Below are 21856 nucleotides of genomic sequence, written 5' to 3'. Positions count from 1 at the left end.
TTTTAAATCGCTGTGTTTTTCAGCGACCATTTCATCTTATCATTTTCATAGTAAGAAGTCAATAGTTATTATTTTTCTTTTGGTAGATTACCAAAAGCGGATGAAGTTGTTCGTTTGTCTTAGTTGGTGCTTATTTATATTAATCCAATTTCACTTTAAAGTCAACACATTTCAAAATAAATAATTCCTTTTCTGAATGAAGGGTCTATATCCATCTAATCCCCGTTGGCTTAAGGATAAAAAACACGACTTTAATAAATATAATTCAGACAGAACTCCAAGGTATCCTAAAAAAACCTTATAAGTCTTCATATATTGTACACGTCCTTATAAATGCAAAAAAGACCAGCCGGATGGCTGGTCTTTGAAATGGCTTGGCGGCGTCCTACTCTCACAGGGGGAAACCCCCAACTACCATCGGCGCTGAAGAGCTTAACTGCCGTGTTCGGAATGGGAACGGGTGTGACCTCTTCGCTATCGCCACCAAACAATAAAGGAACGTTGTTCCTTCAAAACTAGATAATAAGAAGGTATTTCATTTTTTAAAAAGCGTTGGTTAAGTCCTCGATCTATTAGTATCAGTCAGCTCCACATGTCGCCACGCTTCCACCTCTGACCTATCAACCTGATCATCTTTCAGGGATCTTACTAGCTTGCGCCATGGGAAATCTCATCTTGAGGGGGGCTTCATGCTTAGATGCTTTCAGCACTTATCCCGTCCGCACGTAGCTACCCAGCTATGCCTTTGGCAAGACAACTGGTACACCAGCGGTGCGTCCATCCCGGTCCTCTCGTACTAAGGACAGCTCCTCTCAAATTTCCTGCGCCCGCGACGGATAGGGACCGAACTGTCTCACGACGTTCTGAACCCAGCTCGCGTACCGCTTTAATGGGCGAACAGCCCAACCCTTGGGACCGACTACAGCCCCAGGATGCGATGAGCCGACATCGAGGTGCCAAACCTCCCCGTCGATGTGGACTCTTGGGGGAGATAAGCCTGTTATCCCCGGGGTAGCTTTTATCCGTTGAGCGATGGCCCTTCCATGCGGAACCACCGGATCACTAAGCCCGACTTTCGTCCCTGCTCGACTTGTAGGTCTCGCAGTCAAGCTCCCTTGTGCCTTTACACTCTACGAATGATTTCCAACCATTCTGAGGGAACCTTTGGGCGCCTCCGTTACTCTTTAGGAGGCGACCGCCCCAGTCAAACTGCCCACCTGACACTGTCTCCCACCCCGATAAGGGGCGCGGGTTAGAATTTCAATACAGCCAGGGTAGTATCCCACCAACGCCTCCACCGAAGCTAGCGCTCCGGCTTCTCAGGCTCCTACCTATCCTGTACAAGCTGTACCAAAATTCAATATCAGGCTGCAGTAAAGCTCCACGGGGTCTTTCCGTCCTGTCGCGGGTAACCTGCATCTTCACAGGTACTATAATTTCACCGAGTCTCTCGTTGAGACAGTGCCCAGATCGTTACACCTTTCGTGCGGGTCGGAACTTACCCGACAAGGAATTTCGCTACCTTAGGACCGTTATAGTTACGGCCGCCGTTTACTGGGGCTTCGGTTCAAAGCTTCGCTTGCGCTAACCTCTCCCCTTAACCTTCCAGCACCGGGCAGGTGTCAGCCCCTATACTTCGCCTTGCGGCTTCGCAGAGACCTGTGTTTTTGCTAAACAGTCGCCTGGGCCTATTCACTGCGGCTTTTCCGGGCTATTCACCCTAAAAAGCACCCCTTCTCCCGAAGTTACGGGGTCATTTTGCCGAGTTCCTTAACGAGAGTTCTCTCGCACACCTTAGGATTCTCTCCTCGCCTACCTGTGTCGGTTTGCGGTACGGGCACCTTACATCTCACTAGAGGCTTTTCTTGGCAGCGTGGAATCAGGAACTTCGGTACTATATTTCCCTCGCCATCACAGCTCCGCCTTAATGGAAACGGGATTTGCCTCGTTTCCGGCCTAACTGCTTGGACGCGCATATCCAACAGCGCGCTTACCCTATCCTTCTGCGTCCCCCCATCGTTCAAACGATGTATAGGTGGTACAGGAATATCAACCTGTTGTCCATCGCCTACGCCTTTCGGCCTCGGCTTAGGTCCCGACTAACCCTGAGCGGACGAGCCTTCCTCAGGAAACCTTAGGCATTCGGTGGAAGGGATTCTCACCCTTCTTTCGCTACTCATACCGGCATTCTCACTTCTAAGCGCTCCACCAGTCCTTCCGGTCTGACTTCAACGCCCTTAGAACGCTCTCCTACCATCGACACCTAATGGTGTCAATCCACAGCTTCGGTGATACGTTTAGCCCCGGTACATTTTCGGCGCGGAGTCACTCGACCAGTGAGCTATTACGCACTCTTTAAATGGTGGCTGCTTCTGAGCCAACATCCTGGTTGTCTAAGCAACTCCACATCCTTTTCCACTTAACGTATACTTTGGGACCTTAGCTGGTGGTCTGGGCTGTTTCCCTTTCGACTACGGATCTTATCACTCGCAGTCTGACTCCCAAGAATAAGTATTTGGCATTCGGAGTTTGACTGAATTCGGTAACCCGTTGGGGGCCCCTAGTCCAATCAGTGCTCTACCTCCAATACTCTCATCTTGAGGCTAGCCCTAAAGCTATTTCGGAGAGAACCAGCTATCTCCAGGTTCGATTGGAATTTCTCCGCTACCCACACCTCATCCCCGCACTTTTCAACGTGCGTGGGTTCGGGCCTCCATTCAGTGTTACCTGAACTTCACCCTGGACATGGGTAGATCACCTGGTTTCGGGTCTACGACCTCATACTCATTCGCCCTATTCAGACTCGCTTTCGCTGCGGCTCCGTCTTATCAACTTAACCTCGCATGAAATCGTAACTCGCCGGTTCATTCTACAAAAGGCACGCCATTACCCATTAACGGGCTTTGACTACTTGTAGGCACACGGTTTCAGGATCTATTTCACTCCCCTTCCGGGGTGCTTTTCACCTTTCCCTCACGGTACTGGTTCACTATCGGTCACTAGGGAGTATTTAGCCTTGGGAGATGGTCCTCCCTGCTTCCGACGGGATTTCTCGTGTCCCGCCGTACTCAGGATCCACTCAGGAGGGAACGAAGTTTCAACTACAGGGTTTTTACCTTCTTTGACGGACCTTTCCAGATCACTTCATTTACCCCGTTCCTTTGTAACTCCATGTTGAGTGTCCTACAACCCCAAGAGGCAAGCCTCTTGGTTTGGGCTAATTCCGTTTCGCTCGCCGCTACTCAGGAAATCGCATTTGCTTTCTCTTCCTCCGGGTACTTAGATGTTTCAGTTCCCCGGGTCTGCCTTCAGTACCCTATGTATTCAGGTAAAGATACTGTTCCATTACGAACAGTGGGTTTCCCCATTCGGAAATCTCCGGATCAAAGCTTACTTACAGCTCCCCGAAGCATATCGGTGTTAGTCCCGTCCTTCATCGGCTCCTAGTGCCAAGGCATCCACCGTGCGCCCTTTCTAACTTAACCGTTAAAAAGATCTTACAGATGCTTTGAAAAAAATTAATTGCCTTCTATCTATTATCTAGTTTTCAAGGAACAAAGCAGAAAGAATCCATCACATCGTGATGTTTTTCTTCCCTATCTGAATGAATTACTCATTCAAAACTGAACAAAACAAAAGCGCTCTCGTAATTATCCTTAGAAAGGAGGTGATCCAGCCGCACCTTCCGATACGGCTACCTTGTTACGACTTCACCCCAATCATCTGTCCCACCTTAGGCGGCTGGCTCCATAAAGGTTACCTCACCGACTTCGGGTGTTACAAACTCTCGTGGTGTGACGGGCGGTGTGTACAAGGCCCGGGAACGTATTCACCGCGGCATGCTGATCCGCGATTACTAGCGATTCCGGCTTCATGTAGGCGAGTTGCAGCCTACAATCCGAACTGAGAATGGCTTTATGGGATTCGCTTACCTTCGCAGGTTTGCAGCCCTTTGTACCATCCATTGTAGCACGTGTGTAGCCCAGGTCATAAGGGGCATGATGATTTGACGTCATCCCCACCTTCCTCCGGTTTGTCACCGGCAGTCACCTTAGAGTGCCCAACTGAATGCTGGCAACTAAGATCAAGGGTTGCGCTCGTTGCGGGACTTAACCCAACATCTCACGACACGAGCTGACGACAACCATGCACCACCTGTCACTCTGTCCCCCGAAGGGGAAAGCCCTATCTCTAGGGTTGTCAGAGGATGTCAAGACCTGGTAAGGTTCTTCGCGTTGCTTCGAATTAAACCACATGCTCCACCGCTTGTGCGGGCCCCCGTCAATTCCTTTGAGTTTCAGCCTTGCGGCCGTACTCCCCAGGCGGAGTGCTTAATGCGTTAGCTGCAGCACTAAAGGGCGGAAACCCTCTAACACTTAGCACTCATCGTTTACGGCGTGGACTACCAGGGTATCTAATCCTGTTTGCTCCCCACGCTTTCGCGCCTCAGTGTCAGTTACAGACCAGAAAGTCGCCTTCGCCACTGGTGTTCCTCCAAATCTCTACGCATTTCACCGCTACACTTGGAATTCCACTTTCCTCTTCTGCACTCAAGTTCCCCAGTTTCCAATGACCCTCCACGGTTGAGCCGTGGGCTTTCACATCAGACTTAAGGAACCACCTGCGCGCGCTTTACGCCCAATAATTCCGGACAACGCTTGCCACCTACGTATTACCGCGGCTGCTGGCACGTAGTTAGCCGTGGCTTTCTGGTTAGGTACCGTCAAGGTACCAGCAGTTACTCTGGTACTTGTTCTTCCCTAACAACAGAACTTTACGACCCGAAGGCCTTCTTCGTTCACGCGGCGTTGCTCCGTCAGACTTTCGTCCATTGCGGAAGATTCCCTACTGCTGCCTCCCGTAGGAGTCTGGGCCGTGTCTCAGTCCCAGTGTGGCCGATCACCCTCTCAGGTCGGCTACGCATCGTCGCCTTGGTGAGCCATTACCTCACCAACTAGCTAATGCGCCGCGGGCCCATCTATAAGTGACAGCCGAAACCGTCTTTCCATCTTCTCTCATGCGAGAAAAGAACGTATCCGGTATTAGCTCCGGTTTCCCGAAGTTATCCCAGTCTTATAGGCAGGTTGCCCACGTGTTACTCACCCGTCCGCCGCTAATCTCAGGGAGCAAGCTCCCATCGATTCGCTCGACTTGCATGTATTAGGCACGCCGCCAGCGTTCGTCCTGAGCCAGGATCAAACTCTCCGAAGAAATGTTTGACTTGCTCATTTTGCTTTTTTGATAGTGTGTGCTCACTTAAAATTTAACGTTGGCGCTTTGTTTTGTTCAGTTTTCAAAGAGCAATTTCACAATCGTTCTTTCGAACGGCTTGTTTATTCATCATAACATCTTATTGATTAGTTGTCAACTTCTGCGAAGTTTTAAACTTATTTTAAATCGCTGTGTTTTTCAGCGACCATTTCATCTTATCATTTTCATAGTAAGAAGTCAATAGTTATTATTTTTCTTTTGGAATCTACCAAAAGCGGATGAAGTTGTTCGTTTGTCTTAGTTGGTGCTTATTTATATTAATCCAATTTCACTTTAAAGTCAACGCTTTTTCTTTATTTCTTATTTTAATATCCTGCACAGTTTATTAGCATCTTCAGTTTATCAACAATTCCAAGACATTACTTATATAATAGGAAGAGTTGTAACCATACATCATTGACTGTTGTTGATTGAGTAATGCCAATCTGCTGGGACGCAAAGTATGAAATAGGGCCCTTGCTAGCTCCTTCATCTAAAACCTTTAAGCAGTTTATTTCTCTGCAACCATCTATACTGTGACCTTACATACCAATAGGTCGAATACATATCTTTTGTATCTTTATATCCTTTTTTATAAACTGCATCTTAATGGAATGTAGAATGGAATATAACCAAGTTGACTTCACAATTTCCATTATGCTATTATATAACCAAGTAATATAATCGGAATAGTTAATTTTATACTTTTACATGCTAACTTTAAATAAAACTTAGCTATTGAATAAAGGAGATGGGAATATGACAGCAGCAATGGTAATACCAGGTGCGGAATCTTTTTTCATACCCGGCAATTCCATTGGCATTCTTATTTGCCATGGTTTTAATGGAACACCACAAAGCGTAAGGTATTTAGGTGAAAAATTCGCTGCAAAAGGCTTTACTGTCTTCGCTCCTAGACTGGCAGGCCACGGAACGGATGAATATGAGATGGAAACGATACATTATCAGGAATGGATAAAAGATGTAGAAATGGCCTATGCAAAATTAAAGCGTACATGCACCCATGTATTCGCTATTGGACAATCAATGGGAGGCGCCCTTGTCCTGGATTTGGCGACAAAGATGGCTTGTGATGGAATTCTCACCATAAATGCCGCTCTCGAAGTTCCTGAATATGAAATATATCGGAACCAATCGGTTCCACGCTTCATTCCTGAAGGTAAGCCTGACATAAAAGACGATACAACTAAAGAAATCACATATAATCAAGTTCCGTCAAAAGCTATTAATCAATTGCTTGATATAATGGAACATACCAGTCAAAAACTTATAGAGGTTTCGTGCCCCATACTTCTCTTCCATTCTCCAGAAGATCACGTTGTACCAGACTCTTGCTCCTATCAGATTTACGAAACTGTCATGTCCGTTGATAAGGAGATGGCGCCCCTTGAAAATTCATATCATGTGGCCTCGTTGGATCATGACAAAGATCATATCATTGAACGGTCATATCAGTTCATTCAAAAGTTAAGTAAAAGGGCAATAATCGCTTCTTAAACTCCTTTTCCTCCATATAAATTATGTTTACCCCTACACTCCATGGGTATATATAGTATATAAAGAAAAAGGAGGTAACATAATGAGCGGTTTATCAGACAAACTAAAAAGCACTGTAAATAAAGTTAAAGGTGAAACGAAAGACCAGGTCGGAAACGCGAAAAATGATCCTCACTTACAAGCAGAAGGTAAAGTCGATAAATTAAAAGGCAATCTCCAAGATGGCATTGGTAAACTGAAAAATAACCGTTAATTGCAATGCTGGATACTTCATTCACTCAATACTCTAATTTGAACATTTCAATTCAATAAAATTGACCCCCTTTAAATAGAGAAGAGGCGGCAGATAATCTGCCGCCCCTTCTCTATTTAATTTGCTTGAATAACCACGACACACATATCATCAGGTTGATCTTGCTGCATTTCCGGGGACATCAATAAATCAATAGGGGGAGTTTCTTTGCAATCAAACCATCTCGTTGAGACCGCTTCTTGTATTTGGTCGAGCCCTTCCGTCCCTTCTCGATCTATAGCTTCCATGACTCCATCCGTAAATAGCATAAGCTGAATCTTCTCTTCATAATGAATGATGGATTTCTCTATTTTCATCTCGGTGAAAAAACCGACAGGACATGTCCCTTTTGAAAGTGAGACCACTTTTCCATCATCTAATGAAGCGAAGCCTGGAGGATGTCCGGCATTCACATATTCCACTGTCTTTTGCTCTGTATCAATGATCATATAAATCGCGGTAAAATAATAATGCACTTGGTTTTCTTCTTTATTAAGGGTACTCATCCAGCGATTCATTTCGTTTATTACTGCCACTGGATCCGTATGTGTCCTGATCGCATCTCTCAAAACGGAGGAAATGAACATACAAACAAGTGAGGCGGATATGCCATGCCCCATCATATCCAATAGGATGATCCCATACCGATTTTCATCAATGCGGTGCCAATAGTACATATCCCCTGCTAATTTATTCGCAGGTAAGTATGATGCTCTAATAGTTAAGTGGTCATTTATAATGGGCTCACTTAATAAACTGCTTTGGACCTGCATGGAGAGATCCAATTCGTTGCGAATTTTTTCATCCTGCATTTTATGCCAATCTTTTTCATATTTAAGTCTTAACCCCACACGAATTCGCGCAAGTAAATCTATTTTATTGATAGGCTTCATTATATAATCAATCCCGCCCACATCAAGTGCCTCGGCCACCTTGTTTGAATCTTCAAGAGCGGTCACAAAAATAACGGGTATATCTTTAAGGTGAGGAATGCTTTGAAGTCTCCTGCACGCCTCTATCCCATCGATCTCCGGCATCATGATATCAAGCAGAATGATATCAACTGAAGTCTCTTTAGGTTGCGGACTATCCACCTGTAAATATTCAAACATCTCAACAGCTGAAGTTAATGACAGAAAATCCGTATAGCCAGCTCGCTTTAGAATTTTCTCTATAACGAAAAGGTTAACCTGGTTATCATCTACGATTAAAATCGTCATTCTTTCATTCCCCTTTTGGCTTATATCGAGCGGCAACATTTATCTTTATTATATGGATCAGTACTTGATTAAAGCTCCCATAACAGGGATTTTACCATTATATTATAACGAAGTTCGGTCTCTTTTAATAATAATAAACCACTAAGCCGTCCTGCATGGAGACCAACTCATTATTTATACCCCTTCCTCAGACACCTTAAACATAGAAATGCAAAAAAAGTGAAAAATATATTATATGCTCTAAAGTAAAAAGAAAGAGTCCGCAAATATGCGAACTCTTTCTTTTTACAATTTCCGGTAAATCCGTTCCTTTGAGTCAAATTCCTCATAATCTTCCGAAAAGGATGATGTATGAAGGGTTTCCTTACTACCAACTGCAAGGAAACCGTCTTTGCTAAGACTGTCATAAAACAACTGATTGACATAGGTCTGTAATTCACCAGTAAAGTAAATCATCACGTTCCGGCACATGATGATATGAAACTCATTGAATGAACCATCAGTAACTAAATTATGCTGGAAAAACACAATGTTTTTAAGGAGACTCGAATCAAGATAGGCATTTTGATAATCGGTCGTGTAATACTCCGAAAATTCTTGGTTACCTCCTGCATGCAGATAGTTTTTCGTATAAGACTGCATTCTATTTAAAGGTAATATCCCTTTTTCCGCATGACGGAGGACTTCATCATTCATATCAGTGGCATAAATCCTCGCCTTATCATAAAGTCCTTCTTCCTTGAGGATGATCGCCATGGAAAAGGCTTCTTCACCGGTCGAACAGCCCGCATGCCAAATTCTGATTTCGGGAAGGTTTTTCAGGAGCGGAACGATATTTAAACGAAAAGCTTTAAAGAAATCCGGATCGCGAAACATTTCAGTGACATTTATTGAAAAATCTTTCAAAAGCTTCTCGACATACCCTTTTTCATATAAAACCATTTCTATCATTCCGCTAATCCTGCGAATATGGTCCAGCCTCATTCTATTTTCAACTCTTCTTTTTATAGAAGAACGCATATACTTGCGAAAGTCAAACCCAGAAACGGAATAAATGGCCTCTAACAATAATTCGATTTCTATATCTTCTCTTTCTTCAATCGTTAAAGTATCCTTCATGCAAAACCTTCCTCATCCGTACTATCAATCATTCAATTAATTAGTCAACCATACTCTTAGGACGGATAACAGCTGATCTAATTTTAATGGCTTGCTGACATAATCGGAAGCGCCAGCCTTCAGGCATTTTTCCCTATCGCCTTTCATCGCTTTGGCCGTTAGCGCGATGATTGGAAGATTCTCGAATTTACTTTGCTCACGAATTCTGGTCATCGTTTCGTAACCGTCCATGCCTGGCATCATGATATCCATCAATATTACATCTATATCGTTTCCTTTTTCAAGGAGTTCCAAACATTCGTACCCGTTTTCAGCTGTAAGGATTTCCATCCCCTCATGCTTCAGGGCATTTTTCAGTGCAAATATATTACGGTGGTCATCATCGACGACCAGTACTCTTTTATTGCAGAATGGTTTTGCCTTATTCTGATTTTCTTCATCCATTATTACTACATCCGGTTCTTCCTGACCGTCAAATGGTGCGGCAGAATCATCGTGGCTGGCTGCTGCCACTTCTGGAGAAGCAGCTAATGCTTCGCCTGCATTTTTGAAGCCCTCCGGCATGCTCGGAATAAAGAAAGTAAAGGTACTGCCTTGCCCTTCTTCACTATCTACGATGACCCATCCTCCTAGAAGTTTGGCAAACTCCCGGCAAATCGATAGCCCAAGTCCTGTACCGCCATATTTTCTCATTGTAGCTCCATCACCTTGCTGGAACGCTTCGAAGATAAGTTTTTGCTTATCTTTTGAAATTCCGATGCCCGTATCCGTCACCTTAATTTCAACCCAATTGCTAGCTCCTTTTGTCTGTATCCATTGTGCTACATTTTCTTCATCAGCTTTTTTGATTTGGACAGACACAGAACCCTTTTCTGTGAATTTAAATGCATTGGATAGTAGGTTTTTCAAAATTTGCTGGAAGCGCTGTTCATCCGTAAAGAAAATATCCGGTACATTTTTATCTTTTTCTATTTTAAAGTCAATGTTCTTTTTCTTCGCTACATGATCGAAGTTACGGTGTAATAACTCTGGAAGTTCACTCATATTCATTTCGTCAAAGACCACTTCGAGCTTTCCGACTTCAACTTTCGATAAATCCAAAATGTCATTGATCAACGTTAATAAATCTTGGCCTGATGAGTTAATGACACGAGCGAATTCCTGTTGCTCTTCATTTAATTTACTATCATTTGGATCGGAAAGCATTTCTGATAAAATCAAAATACTATTGAGCGGTGTCCGCAATTCATGGGACATATTTGCCATGAACTCCGATTTATATTTAGAACTTAACTTCAATTCTTCCGCTTGTTTTTCAAGATTTAATTTTGCGACTTGAAGCTCTTTCGATTTTTCTTCAGTTTCACGATTTCTCTCTTCTAATTGTTCATTGATCATTCTCAACTCTTCAGCCTGTGTTTGCAGTTCCTCTGATTGGGCTTGCATTTCCTCTGACTGTGATTGCAATTCTTCCGATTGAGCCTGTAACTCTTCGGTCTGTGCCTGTGAATCTTTCAATAAACGCTCTATTTCCATCCGACCCTCAACATTATTAATCGTGATGCCCAGAGTATCAAGAACCTGGTTCAGGAAATGTTTTTGCAACTTCGTAAAGGTCTCCAAGCTTGCCAGTTCAACCATCGCCACAACTTCATCCTCAAAAACGACTGGCGCGATGGCAATGCTTTTCGGGCTTACTTCCCCTAATCCTGTTGTAACCAATTGGAAATCTTCAGGGATATCTTCAATGACCTTCGATTTCTTTTCAAGGGCGCATTGTCCGATCAAACCTTCGCCCAAACGGAATTCACGTCTGCCTGAGTCTTCGCCATCTCCCGCAAAGCTGGCAAGTTTAACAAAACGCATATCCTCGCCCTCACCCCGTTTGACGTAAAAAACTCCAAGTGAAGCTCCCATCATCGGTGCAAGCCTGGTAATGAACCGGTCAGCAAGAACTTCCACATCAACAATGCGCTGGTACATGGTAGCTATATCTGCAACCCGGGTCTGGATCCAGTTCTGTTCACTGATCTTTTCAGTGAAGTCTTTCTCTTTTTGATTATAGGCTTCAAGCGATTCCGCCATATCATTGAACGATCTCGCGATATCACCAATTTCATCATTAGTCCGAACCGGAATTCTTGGTACGACCGATAAATTTTTAAAATCAATATTTTTAATGACCTTGGTAATGGATTGCAAATCTTCCGATGTACTGCGAATCATCCAAACAACCGTTACGGAAATAACCAAAATGCTGAGAATAACCGCGAAAATCACAAAACCGATCATATCCTCATAGATTTGTTTTGAATTATTTAAGGTATCTTTCATGACACCTTCTTGGTAATCCTTAAAGTCATCCATCGTACTGATGACTTTCGTACGTTTTTCCCTCTGGTCGTCCATCAGGCTTGAAAGATCATCCGAAGAGTTTCCCGATTTTATCTTTTGGATGATCTCAGCCTCCGTTATGGAGTAAGAAGCATATTGAGTCTCGAACTCTTTCAATAATTGCTTTGCTTTCACCTTATTTAGCGCACCTGATAAACCAGCAATTTTTGATTCAATCAAACTATGATTCTCATTGATGATTTCTAGGCTCTCTGCTCTTTCTTCTTTGTTTGCGTCATTAGCTGCAAACAGAATCTCACGGTCCGACCTTGAAAAAAGCTGACGGATTTCCATCGAATCTTGAACTTTTTCATAACGATTTTCAACTATTTCAGTCATGCTGCTCTTTAAATTGTTAAGCGTGACCATCATGAAAGAAAGTAAAATAGCCAAGAAAAGCAAGATTAAACCAAACCCCAACATTTGCTTCTTCTTAAAACCCATTTTTCCGCCCACCTTCAATACTTATTTATAACAGCCCGAAATAAACGGCATTGCAAAATAAATCTTAATACTATCATTAGCTTTTTAAGAATTGTCCTTATGTCCTAAAATGATATATGGATAGATTCATTACTCAAAATCAATTTTAACATTTCCCAATCTAAAATGCTTACCTACAGTGTTAATTTAAATGAATACATTTTCCAATTAAGTAGCAGTCTGCCTTTTCCATTGTTTTGAAAACCAAAGGCCATTATTCGAACCGCGAAGCTTTTTTTATCAGTATTAATACATAATAAAAGCCGAAAGTTTCCACCTTCGGCTCTTATGGTAATCCTTATTATTTTATTTTCTTCACTTCCACATATAAAACATGGTGGCCGTCCATTTCCTTTACAGTAAATTCATATCCGGCGTAATCAATTTTATCCCCGACGGCAATCTCAAACCTGCCTGTCAGGAACCACCCTCCCAATGTATCGATATCTTCCTCTGGCAAATCGATTGCAAGGGTATCATTGACATCTTCAACCAATGTTTTTGCGTCGAATACATAATGTCCCTCATCAATTTTTTGAATAAGCGGACGTTCATCCTGATCAAACTCATCCCGGATTTCCCCGACGATTTCTTCAAGGATGTCTTCCACCGTAACAAGACCTGCAGTTCCACCATATTCATCAGTCAAAACGGCCATATGAATCCGTTCTTTCTGCATTTTCAGCAGCAGATCATGAATGGCAATCGTTTCAAGAACGCGGATGACTGGTGTCACAAAGGAATCCACCGTCAATGCTGTTACATTTTCTTCTGTAATCGTAGCTGTATAAAGTCGCTTGATATTGACCATTCCCACGACATTATCTTTATCACCGTCTATGACCGGGTACCTTGTGTATTGTTCTTCTTGAATTAGCTCAACAACTTCTAATAATGGCATGCCCTTTTCGATAACTGTCATTTCCGTACGCGGAACCATAATTTCATTGGCAATACGCTCATCAAATTCAAATATCTGGTTCACATATTTATATTCCGATTGGTTAATCTCACCGCTTTTATAGCTTTCCGATAAAATGATGCGCAGTTCTTCTTCAGAATGGGCCATTTCAGACTCAGAAGCAGGCTTTAATCCAAATATGCCTGTTAGGAGACGGGCAGAACCATTCAGTAACCAAATAAATGGGTACAAAATACGGTAAAAAAGAATTAACGGCTTTGAAAAAAGCAAGGTAACCTCTTCTGCCTTTTGAATCGCAACTGTTTTTGGTGCCAATTCCCCGACTACAACATGAAGGAATGTTACAGAACCGAATGCAATTACGAAAGAGATAATGTGACCTACAGATTCCTCTAATCCCCATTTATGGAACAATGGTTTTAAGATCGCTTCTACTGTCGGTTCACCCAACACCCCTAAACCTAAGGCGGTTACTGTAATTCCCAATTGACAGGCCGATAAGTACTCATCGATATGGGATGTCACTTTCTTGGCTGCCAATGCATTTCTATGCCCTTCTTCAATCAACTGATTGATTCGGGAACCTCTGACTTTCACGATTGCAAATTCCGATGCAACGAAAAATGCGGTTAATGCTATTAATACAGCTACTGCTAATAATTTTATAAAAATCTCCAATATGTGCGGGTTCACCATGTATAGTGCCTATCCTTTTGATTAGACATACACGGTTTAATCCCAAGCACCTCCTGTATAAATGGTTATTTTCGTTTCAAAAAGCGATTTCTGACATGAACCAAAAACCATTTAGCCTATATCGTTAATATGCACCTTTGTGAATAAAACTATAGGGAATAAATTTCAATCATACCAGCAACACTAGTAATGATTGGATCAAGGCCATGCTTTCACGGGATATCTGTTTTTTTAGAAGGAGCTCATTTTTTTCATCCTTTTTGATCAAGTTGATGACTTCCTGAAGGTCCTCATTCAGGCCATCCATTTTGTGCTTCAGTTGAAGACCCGTTTCCTCAATTGCTGATGAGGCCTCCATGTCCTGTTTAAATATTTCTTTTATGTCTTCCAATGAAAGGTTCTCTCTTTTATATCCCTCGATACGGCGGAGCCTCTCAAGTTCACCGACTGTATAATAACGGTAATTAGAGGCGGAACGTTCTGCTTTAAGCAGGCCTAAGTTCGTATAATAATCAACGGTCCGTTTCGTAACATTCGCCATTTCCGCCAACTCGCCAATTTTTAAAGTCTCGTTCCCAATATAACCCCTCCAAACCGTCACGTGATGGTTTAGGCAAACTAAAAGTATGCCTGTTCCACCATGACGTTTTATTCTATTCTCTAATCGTACATCATTTTTATAGAAATGAAAAATATATATTATTGGAGAAAGGATATTCTCATCATTACCCTTCATTGGAAAAACAAAAACCGATTAATTGAATAATCGGTTTAATTTATGATTTAATCATCGATTCCATTTTTTTGTTTTAACTGAGAATTGATTGCTCAATATCTTAGGACCGCATTGGCATAGGGAAGAATGCTTCAGCTTTTTTATTGGTGTTCCGCATGTTTCACAGACTTTTGCTACCATATATACTGTCCACCTCACTTTAACTTCTTGTTATACATATTATATTACTTTGATATTATAATCAATACTAAATTAAAATAATTATAAATAAGAAGCGTCTTTGGATCTTCACTTGGTTTAATTAGCATCCCTCTTCACAACTAATTAAAATAAAGATAAACTGTAATAAAACATATCAGGAAGGTTGGTATTAGATGACGAGTGAAATTCGATCTATTCCCCGTCCCTTAGTACGTACGAATCAATGGGTCATTTTGTTAAGCGTAGCCACTACCTTATTAACGGGACAAATATGGATCTTAGCGATTCCTTTAGCAGCGGGACTTTTAGGTCTTTTCTTTAATTTCAATCCAGTCATGCGTCTCGCAAAGCTCTTTCTGAAAAAGAAGCCCTCCGATTATATTCCTGAAGATCATTCACAGCAACAATTCAACCAGGCCATCGCGGTCGTTTGCTTAGGACTTGGATTGACTTCTTTTTTACTGGGTTGGAAAGTTATCGGTTATATATTCACTTTGATGGTCGGAATGGCATCTCTTATAGCCATTCTAGGATTCTGCATCGGCTGCTTTATCCTTTATCAATGGAAGCAATATTCCTATCGCCGATCTCTTCGCTAAAAAGTGAACATAATGGGACTGACTTGCGTCAGTCCCATTTTATTATTCGGTTGCACGTAAGGAATTACTCTTTTTAACCCAAATGGTGGCCAATGCGATCAATAAAATTAAAACAGCTTGCGGCACAAGCGTTTCCATTGTTGGATAAAGACCTATCGTTTCTACAAACGGGAAGGTGCTGATCGTATTTGTCTGTATAACTTGCGAAACCTGAAGTGAATGGATAGAGACTCCAAGAATCTTGAAAGCCAAGGCATATATGAGTATCGTTGCCACTTTAAAGAATAGGGTCATCGGTAATTTCACACTGTAGCGCAGCATGATGAAACCAATTACCACTAAAATGAGAAAGGCAAGGATAATTCCGCTCAACAGCTGCTTTAATTCCATATAAGGAGCCATTCCAGCATAAAAGATAATGGTCTCCGCACCTTCACGGAATATCGACAGAAAACTGATTAAAGCGAAAGAGATGATGCTTCCCGTCGCAATGGCTTGGTTCATTTGCTTGCCGATATACCGGTTCCATGCATGAACATTCGATTTACTATGAAGCCAAAGGCCAATTGTCAACATCATAGATACTGCTATTATTCCAGTGATTCCCTCAATATATTCCCGGCTTGACGCAGCCGTGATCTGGGAGAAAACGATATTGATTATGACCGCCAATATGGAACTGGCAACTAAACCCGCACCAACTCCTGTCCAAATCCATTTTTGTTTGTCCGCTTGCCCGATTTTCTTTAGGAAAGACAGCAATGTAGCTACAATCAAGAGTGCTTCCAACCCTTCCCGTAAAAGGATCAGAGCTGCATCCCATGTTGTATAACCCGTATCCTCAATTAAAGGGAGTAACCTTGTGTTTAAATCGGATACGATTCCCTTTGCTTCATCCGCCTTTACATTTTTCGATTGCAATAGGCTGATTGCGGTCGGGACTTTCGTTTCCATATCGCTGTAAAGCTTGCTGTCCCTTGTGGAAACCTCCCCTTCTACATTAGGCCAAATTGTTAAGATTTCATTTAGCTTATCAACGGCAGAATCGATTTCATCCTTTTCAATATCCGTTGCACTTCCTTGTAAAAGTTCTGTTACATCCCCAAGTGAATATGTGTTCTTCTGGCTTCCTACTTCAACTTTACCAGCAAGGAAATCCTCGATTAGACCCTTCAATTCAGTTAGATTTTTTTGGGCTTTTTCCGGATCAGGTGGGTCTTGGGTAATCGCTATCCGCACAAAGGCCATTTTCGTTTCAAACTCACCATATGTAGCAACACTTTTCTCCCTGACAATGACCTCTGCATCGGTCCATTGATTCAGGAGATTGGTATATTGAACTTTAGCTTGATCAAAGTCACCTTCAGTTATCAAAGCCTCCAACTTATCTATTAATGGAAGTATCGCTTGTAACCGTTTTTCAAAGTCCGTATTATCAACAGGGTTTTCGTTTGTATCATAAATAACAAGAGTACTTGATAATGCCGATAATCGCTTTTTGATTTCATCTGTGGAGGCTTGGTCGCTCACAGCACTTTTTACAGCGGATAGCTTCTCGTCGACTTTCCTCGCACTCTCGCTGTCCGTTTTTATCGTTTTCCAATCTTGCTCGAATAGATCAATATTTTTCGATACTTCCTCAAGGTCGCCTGATTTTACCTTCATTAAACTATCGCCGATATAAACAAAGAGCTGATCATGGTTTTCACCCGCCGAAACGATCTTTATATCAGTCGAAAGAAATAAAAGACTGACGACTAAAACCAATATCCCACTCTTCCATCTAGAAACGGTCATACTGGTCCCTCCTTATTCATGAACTAAAATCGCCAACCGGATAATATCCATGCTGGCGATTTTCATGTCCTCATTTGTAATTCAATTTAGCCAAAAAGGGAATCCCCAATATAGCCACCCTTTTTCACGCCTGGTAAACAAGCGAACATGGCACTGCCCCTGTGAACGATATATTCGTTGAGCTTATCATTTTTCGCCAGTCGCTCCTGTATGGGAATGAATTGTTTACTTGGGTTTCGCTGATAACAAATGAATAGCAGGCCGGCATTGAAGCTTCCTGTTTTGGGATCCATTCCATCTGCATATGAATAGGGACGCCGCAGTATCTTTGCTTTTCCGTCCCCCCTGGATAGACTCATATGCGAATCTTCTGGAATGATCCGATTTCCATTTGGGTCTTTAGCTTCCAAATCAACGCTATCAAACTCATTCTTCATTCCTAGTGGAGCTCCACTGTCTCGATGGCGGCCAAACGTATTTTCTTGTTCTTTCAATATTGTGCGGTCCCAAACTTCAATGTACATCTGGATTCGGCGCACCACCATGTAACTGCCTCCAACAAGCCAGTCAGGTCCGTCCTCAGCCTTCACCCAGACATGCTCATTCATTTCACTGTCATTATTCGTATCCGGATTGACAGTCCCATCCTTAAACCCGAATAAGTTCCGCGGTGTCGTTTTTTGTGTATCGGCTTGCTTAGTACGTTGAAACCCTGTCTGTGCCCAATGAATGATCGTTTTGCCTCTTCCGATTCTCACTAAGTTCCGAACGGCATGAAAAGCCACTTGAAGATCATCTGCACATGCTTGAATACAAATATCCCCGCCGCTCCATTCATCTTCTAACGCATCTAAAGGGAATTTGGGCAGGTCCTTTAATTCAGCAGGTCTTTTCGATTTCAAGCCAAATCGATCTTTGCCATCCTTCGAAAATAGGGTCGGACCCACTCCAAAAGTGATCGTTAAATTGGAAGGTGATAATTCTTTCGCTTCCCCCGTATCTTTTGGTGGCATACTCGTATTAAGAGATGCTTCACCAATCAAATTTCCCGCTGTCATCTGAGCCGCAGCCTCTGTCCAATCTTTAAACAACTGGATTAAGTCGGACCTTTTTTCTGTGGTTACTTCCAATGATGCGAAATAAAGGTTATCCTGCGCTTCAGTGGTGATACCAGCTTGATGCGCTCCATAAAAAGGAACAATATCCTTAGTTTGTCCCTTTGCCTTTTGTTCAGAAAGAGAAAGCAGCCCTCCAAATCCAGATGCTCCTATCACGACTCCGATTCCACCGACCCCTGCCGTTTTCAACACATTTCGACGACTTACCTTTTTTGTAAAAAGCCCGGTTTCATCTTTCGGCGTATGTTCTTTCAATTATGATTCCTCCGTTACAATCCCTATTTGTGAAAGTGGTTCAGCTAATGCATCAATTGCTTGGCTTAACTCTTTGACTTCAGATTCTTTTAAATCCGTATATGAGATGTAGCCATTCCCATCTTTATGCTTTTCAAGCAAACCGTATACATCGTCAAAACGTTGTTGGATTTCTGCAGCAAGCTTCGCATCCTTTTCTTTTAGCGCTGGAGTAAGCAGTTCATAGATCTTTTCTGCACCTTCAACATTTGCAACGAAATCATATAAATCGGTATGGGAGTATCGGTCCTCTTCTCCTGTAACCTTACTGGTAGAAACTTCATTCAATAAATCCACCGCACCCGTGATCAACAAATCAGGTGTTACCTTAACCGTTTCAACTTTGGCTCGAAGCAAATTGACATCACTCATTAATTGATCTGCATACTTTTCGTATCCCTTTGTTGTATTTTCTTGCCATAGCCCCATTTCAATCCGATGATAACCGCCCCATTCTGCATCTTTGACATCCCCTTCACGCGCATCGATTTTGGGATCAAGATCCCCAAATACTTCAGCGATGGGTTCCGCTCTCTCATAATGCATGCGGGCTGGTGCGTATATCTCCTTCGCTTTTTCAATATCACCAGAAGATACGGCCGTAGTGAATTCTTCCGTTGCGTTCACGAACTCTTCTATTTCACCAATCGCATATTCCCGGTACTCGCTAGATACATTATCAAGCTTACTCGCACTAGCTTCTTTGGCGTTATCGTCGGCCGGCTTGGCTTCTTCCTTTTCCTGCGCACAGCCAAATAATAGGCTGGTTGATAGTAAGACTGCTAATGACGCCTTTGCTTTCTTCATTTTGTATTCTCCCTTTGAAATGATTTGTAGATTCATATTAGCAGATACTGATAATCATTATCAATATATATTTTAATGGAAACGTGACAAATTCATTCTCTTTATAAAAATTCAACTATATCCCTTTTGCTTTCGTAGGATAAGTAGCTCCCAGCTGGCTAAAAATAAAAAAGGCAGCCTACATATCAGCTACCTTTCACGCTCACTCATTAACTTGTCATTTTCTTTGTCCATGATTTTTGTGATATCCTCCACAAATTGATTGATCAATATTAGCTCTTGCTCATTATAAGCGGAGCATAACTCCTTGGTCGCCATAGAGAGCGATTGATAGTGGGATTTAATCTGTTCCTGCCTTTTGGGTATCGGTGCAATCATTACCCGTCTTCCGTCCAAATGATCTCGTTCTCTTTTAACATAACCGGATTTCTCAAGGCGATTGATCAGTGCTGTAACCGATCCCGTGCTCAATCCTGTAATTTTGGATAATTCACCAGCGGTAATCGGTCCTGTTTCATTCAATATTTCAGCACTCTTTAAGTCCGTATGGGACACCCCTATTTTATGGGCCATATTTTGTTGAAATAAAACGGATCTCATTCCATACCGCTGCAATCTGTGTGTTAAACTCTCTAACAGTGCTGCATTCACCCTATTATCGCTTGACATAAAATGCCACCCCTTTTACACTTAAATTTATCTTGATTTTCAAGATAAATGTTTTGTTTCATCTTAACGTTTACCCTTCAACCATGTAAAGGAAATTCATGAGCTGGTTGATGCGAAGGAGGAAAATAAATTAAATGAACGTTCAAAAAAAACAAAAATTCATTGTTGCCGGTTTACTATTGGGTATCTTGATGTCAGCAATGGACAATACGATTGTTGCGACTGCAATGGGAACGATCGTTTCTGATTTAGGCGGATTCGATAAGTTTGTATGGGTGACATCTGCCTATATGGTCGCCACGATGGCAAGTATGCCGATATTCGGAAAGCTTTCCGACATGTATGGAAGAAAGAGGTTTTTCATTTTTGGACTTATAGTCTTTTTAATCGGTTCCGCTTTATGTGGCATGGCTCAGAGCATCGTGCAGTTAAGTATCTTCCGTGCAATCCAAGGGATAGGCGGAGGCGCTTTGATGCCTATAGCCTTTACGATCATTTTTGATATTTTCCCACCTGAAAAACGCGGAAAATTAACGGGCCTATTCGGCGCTGTATTTGGGGCATCAAGCGTATTGGGACCACTTTTAGGTGCATATATTACTGAATACTCCAGCTGGCACTGGATTTTCTACGTCAATGTTCCGATTGGGATCATTTCTTTATTTTTCATCTGGAATTATTACAAGGAGTCACCCAACACCCAAGAGCAAAAAATTGATTGGGGTGGCGCAGCAACTCTCGTCATTGCGGTTATCAGCTTAATGTTCGCTCTCGAACTGGGCGGGGAGTATGGCTGGAGTTCCTCTCCTATCATAGGTATGTTTGCCAGTTTTGTGGTTTTCTTCGTTTCATTTTTCTTTTTCGAAAAAAGAGCTAAAGATCCAATTATTTCATTATGGCTATTTAAAAGGCGATTATTTGCCACTTCTCAGATTTTAGCCATTCTTTATGGCGGTACATTCATTATTTTAACCGTCTATATTCCGATTTTCGTGCAGGCAGTTTACGGTGGTTCCGCAACAAATGCCGGATTGATCCTAACTCCCATGATGCTTGGTTCTGTATTCGGCAGTGCAGTTGGCGGGATATTCAATACAAAGACAAGCTTTCGCAACTTAATGACGATTTCCGTCATCTGTTATTTTGCAGGAATGCTTTTATTAGGGACTATCACCCCTGATACCAGCAGGACTTTATTAACTTTGTACATGATTTTGACTGGATTTGGCATGGGCTTTTCCTTCTCCCTTTTGCCTATTGCGTCCATTCACAACTTGGAACCTAGATTCCGGGGGTCGGCCAACTCAACAAACTCATTCCTCCGTTCTTTTGGGATGACACTCGGTGTAACGATTTATGGAGCGATTCAGAACAATGTATTCACAAGTAAAATGACGGATGCGTTTAAAGGAATGCAAAGGGGTCCGGATACAGCCGGGTTGATGGAGGACCCACGACAGCTCTTCCAATCGGACGCACGTGCCGAGATTCCGGACTTTATATTGGATAAAATCGTTCATGCGATGTCCGATTCGATATCATTGATATTCACCTTGGCTCTCATTCCGATCGGTCTTGCAGCGATCACTGTGTTCTTTATGGGAAAAACAAGAGTGGAAACACCATCGAAAGAGGAATCATTACAATAAATAAAAGCGCTGGAATTCCAGTGCTTTTTGTTTTTCTATATAGGAAGTAAAGTTTGCCGAAAAATCATTCCACTACTAAAATATAAGTAACA

The 21856-nt window shown here is 42.3% G+C and carries 13 protein-coding genes and 3 rRNA genes; 4 read left to right on the top strand and 12 right to left on the bottom strand.

Annotated elements, in window-relative coordinates; all coding sequences use genetic code 11:
• Nucleotides 1-372 precede the first annotated feature (372 nt).
• The 3 genes from rrf to QUF94_RS26880 form a co-directional block, all read right to left on the bottom strand.
• Nucleotides 373-488 (bottom strand): 5S ribosomal RNA (gene rrf / locus QUF94_RS26890).
• Nucleotides 489-552: 64 nt separating this feature from the next.
• Nucleotides 553-3485: ribosomal RNA gene (locus tag QUF94_RS26885) — 23S ribosomal RNA — on the bottom strand.
• 175 nt (nt 3486-3660) lie between these two features.
• Nucleotides 3661-5211, bottom strand: a 16S ribosomal RNA gene (locus tag QUF94_RS26880).
• Together the 16S, 23S and 5S rRNA genes form the textbook arrangement of a ribosomal RNA operon.
• Before the next feature lie 798 nt (nt 5212-6009).
• Between QUF94_RS26880 and QUF94_RS26875 the strand changes: the two genes are divergently transcribed.
• Both QUF94_RS26875 and QUF94_RS26870 read left to right on the top strand, forming a co-directional pair.
• The gene (locus QUF94_RS26875) at nt 6010-6768 is read left to right on the top strand and encodes an alpha/beta hydrolase (RefSeq protein ID WP_289318737.1); all 759 of its coding nucleotides are present in this window, start codon (nt 6010-6012) and stop codon (nt 6766-6768) included.
• An 82-nt stretch (nt 6769-6850) separates the two neighbouring features.
• Entirely contained in the window at nt 6851-7021 is a 171-nt protein-coding gene (locus QUF94_RS26870) for a CsbD family protein (protein WP_289318736.1), read from the top strand.
• Between the two features lie 116 nt (nt 7022-7137).
• Here the strand turns inward: QUF94_RS26870 and QUF94_RS26865 are convergent, their stop codons facing one another.
• From QUF94_RS26865 to QUF94_RS26845, 5 genes are all read right to left on the bottom strand, one after another.
• Entirely contained in the window at nt 7138-8280 is a 1143-nt protein-coding gene (locus QUF94_RS26865) for a PP2C family protein-serine/threonine phosphatase (protein ID WP_289318735.1), read from the bottom strand.
• Between the two features lie 285 nt (nt 8281-8565).
• Nucleotides 8566-9399, bottom strand: a complete 834-nt coding sequence (locus QUF94_RS26860; protein WP_289318734.1) for a CheR family methyltransferase — start codon at nt 9397-9399, stop codon at nt 8566-8568.
• 36 nt (nt 9400-9435) lie between these two features.
• The gene (locus QUF94_RS26855; RefSeq protein ID WP_289318733.1) at nt 9436-12237 is read right to left on the bottom strand and encodes a response regulator; all 2802 of its coding nucleotides are present in this window, start codon (nt 12235-12237) and stop codon (nt 9436-9438) included.
• Between the two features lie 340 nt (nt 12238-12577).
• Nucleotides 12578-13876, bottom strand: a complete 1299-nt coding sequence (locus QUF94_RS26850) for a hemolysin family protein (protein ID WP_289318732.1) — start codon at nt 13874-13876, stop codon at nt 12578-12580.
• Nucleotides 13877-14063: 187 nt separating this feature from the next.
• Nucleotides 14064-14630 carry a MerR family transcriptional regulator gene (locus tag QUF94_RS26845; RefSeq protein WP_289318731.1) on the bottom strand — a complete coding sequence of 189 codons (567 nt, stop codon included), beginning with the start codon at nt 14628-14630 and terminating at the stop codon, nt 14064-14066.
• A gap of 374 nt (nt 14631-15004) precedes the next feature.
• On the opposite strand from QUF94_RS26845, the gene QUF94_RS26840 reads away from it, so the two are divergent.
• A complete protein-coding gene (locus QUF94_RS26840) occupies nt 15005-15430 on the top strand; it encodes a DUF4395 domain-containing protein (RefSeq protein WP_289318730.1) in 426 nt (141 codons plus the stop codon).
• Nucleotides 15431-15472: 42 nt separating this feature from the next.
• On the opposite strand, the gene QUF94_RS26835 is transcribed toward QUF94_RS26840, so the two are convergent.
• The 4 genes from QUF94_RS26835 to QUF94_RS26820 all read right to left on the bottom strand — a co-directional run bounded on the left by QUF94_RS26835 (nt 15473) and on the right by QUF94_RS26820 (nt 20115).
• Nucleotides 15473-17227 (bottom strand): FTR1 family protein, encoded by a 1755-nt coding sequence (locus QUF94_RS26835; RefSeq protein ID WP_289318729.1) that lies wholly within the window; start codon nt 17225-17227, stop codon nt 15473-15475.
• A gap of 86 nt (nt 17228-17313) precedes the next feature.
• Nucleotides 17314-18600 carry an iron uptake transporter deferrochelatase/peroxidase subunit gene (efeB, locus tag QUF94_RS26830; protein ID WP_289318728.1) on the bottom strand — a complete coding sequence of 429 codons (1287 nt, stop codon included), beginning with the start codon at nt 18598-18600 and terminating at the stop codon, nt 17314-17316.
• Nucleotides 18601-19446, bottom strand: coding sequence for an iron uptake system protein EfeO (gene efeO / locus QUF94_RS26825; protein WP_289318727.1), 846 nt, complete (start codon nt 19444-19446; stop codon nt 18601-18603).
• A gap of 189 nt (nt 19447-19635) precedes the next feature.
• Nucleotides 19636-20115, bottom strand: coding sequence for a MarR family winged helix-turn-helix transcriptional regulator (locus QUF94_RS26820; RefSeq protein ID WP_289318726.1), 480 nt, complete (start codon nt 20113-20115; stop codon nt 19636-19638).
• Between the two features lie 134 nt (nt 20116-20249).
• Between QUF94_RS26820 and QUF94_RS26815 the strand changes: the two genes are divergently transcribed.
• The gene (locus QUF94_RS26815; RefSeq protein WP_289318725.1) at nt 20250-21764 is read left to right on the top strand and encodes an MDR family MFS transporter; all 1515 of its coding nucleotides are present in this window, start codon (nt 20250-20252) and stop codon (nt 21762-21764) included.
• The last annotated feature ends 92 nt before the right edge of the window (nt 21765-21856 follow it).

The organism is Peribacillus sp. NJ4 (assembly GCF_030348345.1).
In the GTDB taxonomy this organism is placed as follows: domain Bacteria; phylum Bacillota; class Bacilli; order Bacillales; family DSM-1321; genus Peribacillus.
This window is presented reverse-complemented; position numbering and strand designations above follow the sequence as displayed.

Coding starts and splice junctions, on each gene's coding strand:
- QUF94_RS26865 (WP_289318735.1), bottom strand. CDS start 8,280: ATGACGATTTTAATCGTAGATGATAACCAGGTTAACCTTTTCGTTATA.
- efeO (WP_289318727.1), bottom strand. CDS start 19,446: ATGAAGAAAGCAAAGGCGTCATTAGCAGTCTTACTATCAACCAGCCTA.
- QUF94_RS26875 (WP_289318737.1), top strand. CDS start 6,010: ATGACAGCAGCAATGGTAATACCAGGTGCGGAATCTTTTTTCATACCC.
- QUF94_RS26835 (WP_289318729.1), bottom strand. CDS start 17,227: ATGACCGTTTCTAGATGGAAGAGTGGGATATTGGTTTTAGTCGTCAGT.
- QUF94_RS26815 (WP_289318725.1), top strand. CDS start 20,250: ATGAACGTTCAAAAAAAACAAAAATTCATTGTTGCCGGTTTACTATTG.
- QUF94_RS26860 (WP_289318734.1), bottom strand. CDS start 9,399: ATGAAGGATACTTTAACGATTGAAGAAAGAGAAGATATAGAAATCGAA.
- QUF94_RS26870 (WP_289318736.1), top strand. CDS start 6,851: ATGAGCGGTTTATCAGACAAACTAAAAAGCACTGTAAATAAAGTTAAA.
- QUF94_RS26845 (WP_289318731.1), bottom strand. CDS start 14,630: ATGAAGGGTAATGATGAGAATATCCTTTCTCCAATAATATATATTTTT.
- QUF94_RS26840 (WP_289318730.1), top strand. CDS start 15,005: ATGACGAGTGAAATTCGATCTATTCCCCGTCCCTTAGTACGTACGAAT.
- QUF94_RS26855 (WP_289318733.1), bottom strand. CDS start 12,237: ATGGGTTTTAAGAAGAAGCAAATGTTGGGGTTTGGTTTAATCTTGCTT.
- QUF94_RS26820 (WP_289318726.1), bottom strand. CDS start 20,115: ATGTCAAGCGATAATAGGGTGAATGCAGCACTGTTAGAGAGTTTAACA.